The organism is Ancylobacter vacuolatus, from assembly GCF_030813595.1.
Taxonomy (GTDB): Bacteria; Pseudomonadota; Alphaproteobacteria; order Rhizobiales; family Xanthobacteraceae; genus Ancylobacter; species Ancylobacter vacuolatus.
In genome coordinates this window covers 1-4,055 of record NZ_JAUSUH010000023.1, presented here as the reverse complement: position 1 = coordinate 4,055, position 4,055 = coordinate 1, and the positions used below count along the sequence as shown (strand labels likewise).

The 4,055-nt window shown below is 66.8% G+C and carries 4 protein-coding genes; 2 read left to right on the top strand and 2 right to left on the bottom strand.

Features of this window, described 5'->3' with window-relative positions; genetic code table 11:
• Window positions 1-383: 383 nt before the first annotated feature.
• Both J2S76_RS23100 and J2S76_RS23095 read right to left on the bottom strand, forming a co-directional pair.
• Window positions 384-1,370 (bottom strand): NAD(P)H-quinone oxidoreductase, encoded by a 987-nt coding sequence (locus J2S76_RS23100; protein WP_307064494.1) that lies wholly within the window; start codon window positions 1,368-1,370, stop codon window positions 384-386.
• Window positions 1,367-1,915: a hypothetical protein gene (locus J2S76_RS23095; RefSeq protein WP_307064492.1), complete on the bottom strand. Its 549-nt coding sequence runs from the start codon at window positions 1,913-1,915 to the stop codon at window positions 1,367-1,369. Before J2S76_RS23095 ends, J2S76_RS23100 begins: the two co-directional genes overlap by 4 nt.
• On the opposite strand from J2S76_RS23095, the gene J2S76_RS23090 reads away from it, so the two are divergent.
• Window positions 1,914-3,116, top strand: coding sequence for a LysR family transcriptional regulator (locus tag J2S76_RS23090; protein ID WP_307064490.1), 1,203 nt, complete (start codon window positions 1,914-1,916; stop codon window positions 3,114-3,116). The two genes, J2S76_RS23095 and J2S76_RS23090, sit on opposite strands and share 2 nt — an antisense overlap.
• 101 nt (window positions 3,117-3,217) lie before the next feature.
• Window positions 3,218-3,829, top strand: a complete 612-nt coding sequence (locus J2S76_RS23085) for an IMPACT family protein (protein WP_307064488.1) — start codon at window positions 3,218-3,220, stop codon at window positions 3,827-3,829.
• The last annotated feature ends 226 nt before the right edge of the window (window positions 3,830-4,055 follow it).

The window sequence follows — 4,055 nt, the reverse complement described above, 5'->3', positions numbered from 1 at the left end:
GCTGCAGCTCAACTATGCCGGCCAGCTGGCCGACCAGACCAACCAGAACACCTTCAGCGCCCAGTTCTCCTTGAAGTTCTGAGCGAACGGCGCGGCTCTGCCCGACACTCCAATTGGAGTGTCCCTTCCGAACGAACGCGCTGCGACCCGTCATCTCGCGCTGACGGGTCGTCCTCCCGCAGGCCTGCAACCATGCGGTGCCGTGCCGTCATTCGGTCAGGACGGCGCGCGCCGGTCTGACCGAAGGCTGCCCATGCCGCACGCGGCATTGTCCGGCGGACGACACGCATCGACGCTGACCGTTATCCCCGCCCGCCTATCCCGCATGCACGCGGCGATTGCGCGGCGGCGGCCATGGACGGGGCGGAGCGCGCCGCCGTGCCTCACGCGGACACTTTCAGCACGATCTTCCCAAAGCCGCCGCCCGCTTCCATGGCGCAATGCGCCTCGGCGGCCTGTGCGAACGGAAAGACCTTGCCGACCAGCGGCTTCAGCCGGCCGTCGGCGAACATCGGCAGCGCGCCTTCCGCAAAGCGCCGCACCATGGCGCGCTTCTCGTCCGGCGTGCGCGATTTCATGACCGTGCCGATGAGGCGCAGGTGGTTGTGCAGCAGGACCGAGAGCGGAATGCTGGCAGTGTCCTGCCCGCCAAGCAGGCCAACCTGAACGAGGCGCCCGCCCGGGGCGAGGCTGCGCAGGTTGCGCGGGAGATAGTCGCCGCCGACGAAATCGACGATCACATCGACCCCATTTCCACCGGTCGCCTCGCGTACGCCCTGCTCGAAATCCTCGGATCGATAATCGAAAACCGCCTCGACACCCAGCGCCAGCACCTCGGCGCGGCGCTCGGCATTGGCGGTCGCGAAGACGCGGGCACCGAGGGCGTGGGCGATCTCGACGGCAGCGGAACCCACTCCGCCGGCCGCCGCGTGGATGAGCACGGCCTCGCCAGCGCCGGCACCGCCCAGATGCACGGCGGCTTCCCAGGCGGTGACGAAGGATTCCATCACCGCCGCCGCGTCGACATAATCGAGATCCTCGGGAATAAGCACCGCCATGCCACGGTCGACACGGGCATATTCGGCATAGGCGCCGCCGCCGACGATTCCCATCACCCGCTCGCCCGGCCGGATGTCGGTGACATCGCTGCCGACCGTAACCACCTCGCCGGCCACTTCCAGCCCGAGCAGGTCGCTCTCGCCATAGCTCTGGCGACCATAATAGCCCTGACGCTGCAGCAGATCGGCGCGGTTGACGCCGGCCGCGTGCACCTTCACCAGAATGTCGCCGGGGCGTGGCTCCGGCATTGGTACGTCGGCAAGGCGGAGGACGTCCGCCGCACCGAAATCGTCGAACGTGACCGCCTTCATTTCGCTGCGGCCTTGGCGACCGCACGGCGGGCGATGCTGGCGGCGAAGAGCGGCGTCTCGCGGCGGTTATGGTCGCCGCCGGCTTCCTGCCGGGCCACGGCCGCCTGCTCGAAGGTCTGGCCGTGCGCGGCGAGGAAGTCCATGAACACATCGGTAGGGTGCGAGGTGACGCGGTTGGTATAACGGGTGCGCCCGTCCTCGATGGCCTCGGCGATCAGCTCCCAGATCACGTTGACCTGCGTGCGACCCACCGGCGTGAAGACGTCGGAGATCGAATTCATCCGACAATAGCTCGCCGTGGCTTCCTCGGCGACATAGTGCTGGATCACCAGCCCGGTGCCGATCATCTCGACATTGATCACCATGCGGCGGCCATCGTCGGTCGTGGTGACGCCGGAACCGATATGGTCGGGCGGGCAGCAGCGCAGATATTCGGCTTCCGGCAGAGTGAACAGCCACTCGGCAATGTCGATCTTCTCGAAGGGAACGTCGATGTCCGCCGTGTAGGCGGACTGCGAAAGGATCTTGTCGGTAAGGATTTTCATGGCATTGCCTCTCGATGGAGCCGTGTCGCCGGTCGGCGCTGGGGGGAGCCGGGGTGGCTGCGCCATCCCGAACACGGTTATGCGCGGCGCCCGGCCGCCGGGGCTTTCGAAATTCCATGGTCGCCGTCAGGACTTGCGAGATGGAACGCCGATCCGCCTTGCCCCGGGCGATTGTGGTCGGGCGAACGGACGCTGCCGCTGTGTGAACGCCGCGAATATGCAAGTGTCCGGGACCGGCGATAAGCCGGAGCCTGCTGCAAACGGCTTTGCCTGGATCGCAAAGATGAGACCCCATTTCGCCGAGTATCTCGCCACCTTCGTCGATGTCGTCCGGGCGGGCAGCTTTTCCGGCGCCGCCCGCCGTCGCGCGGTGACGCCTTCGGCGATCGTTCGCCAGATCGACTCGTTGGAGGCGGATCTCGGCGTTGCCCTGCTCGTCCGCTCGACGCGGGCGCTTGCCCTTACCGACGCCGGCCGGCGGCTGCATGAGCGGGCCCTGCGGCATCTCGATGAACTGGCCGACACGCATGCGGAAGTCGCCGCCTTCGACGGCTCCGTTTCCGGCACGCTGCGCATCGCCTGTTTCCCGACCTTCGGCAAGCGCTATGTCCTGCCGGTGGTCGCGGCGCTGCAGGCCGAGCATCCCACCCTGCATGTCGAGCTCGACCTGACGGAGCGGCTGGCCGATCCGGTGGCCGAGCGGCTCGATGCCGTCATCCGCATGGGCGCGCTTGCCGACAGTACGCTGATCGCGACAAGACTGGCGCCGCTCACGCGGTTGCTGGTCGCGAGCCCGGCCTATCTGGCGCGGGCGGGGAAACCTGACAGCGCGGCGGACCTTTCATCGCATCGGCTGCTCGACAAGCTCCACGGTGCCGATCTCCTTGGCTGGCGCGACGTCCTGGGCTGCCCGGCCGGCCATGCCGGGACAGGCACGGTGACGTTCCGGTCGGATGATTTTGAGGCCCTGCGTTCGGCAGCCGAGGCGGGGCTCGGGATCGCGTTTCTGGCGAGCTGGGTTGTTGGGCCGGATGTGAGGGCCGGCAAGCTGGTGCGCGTGCGGCTCGGTGACGAGCCGTGGAACGAGGAGTCGTCAGGCATCTACCTCCTTCGCGCGCTGCCGCAGCCGAGCGCGAAGGTGCGTGCCTTCACCGAGGGATTGCGGATGTCTATCGGAAGTCCGCCGCGTTGGGAGCCGTGATCGATGGGGAGCTGATCGGCGAAGGGCGCCATCAGCTAATGTGAGCGCTCTGCCGGGAAGCAGACATTCCCTCAGGCCAAGGACGATTGGGAACCGAGTTCATGACAGACGAGCGCATGGTCGAGCGCCTTACCCTGGTTGACCTCGCGATCCGCCGCCAGGAGATCAAGAAGAGCCGATTCATCGCGATCGCCGGTCCCGTCGCGGACGAGGCGGCGGCGAAAGAATTCATCGCGACACGGTCGGATCCGGCCGCCAACCACAATTGCTGGGCCTGGCGCGTGGGGCAGAACTACCGCTTCAATGATGATGGCGAGCCCAGTGGAACCGCGGGCAAGCCGATCCTGGCCGCCATCGACGGGCAAGGCCTCGATCGCGTCGCCGTCGTCGTCACGCGCTGGTTCGGCGGCATCCTTCTGGGCAGCGGCGGCCTGATCCGTGCCTATGGCGGAACGGCGGCCCTGTGCCTGCGAGAAGCCGAGAAGGCGGCGCTCATCGAGACCGTCTCCGGAACCGTCACATGCGGGTTCAGTGATCTGGCGCTGGCCCAGGCGAGGTTGACCGCCGTCCCGGGCGTGCAAATGAGCGTTCACGCTTTCACGGACAGCGGCGCGATTCTGTCGGTGTCAGCGCCGAAACCGGAAGCCGGTGGGGTGGACCGGCTGCTGACGGATCTGACCAGCGGACGTTCGGTAATCCGATGGACTGAATAGCTATGACTCCGCGGCCTTGCCCGAGGCTGCGCGAATGCTGCAGCGGAAGGGGCCTGGCCGGCTTATGGCGGGGCACCGCCTGACGTGCTCCCCATTTTCCTGCCGGTCATAAGTTAGGCCCGGCTTGGTTTTGATCTGATCCCCGAAAACTGGACCGTTTGAAGCTGGAGTTTTTCGCGCCAAAATCCCTTGGCTGGGAGGAGCGGAGACGATGAAGGCGAGCAAG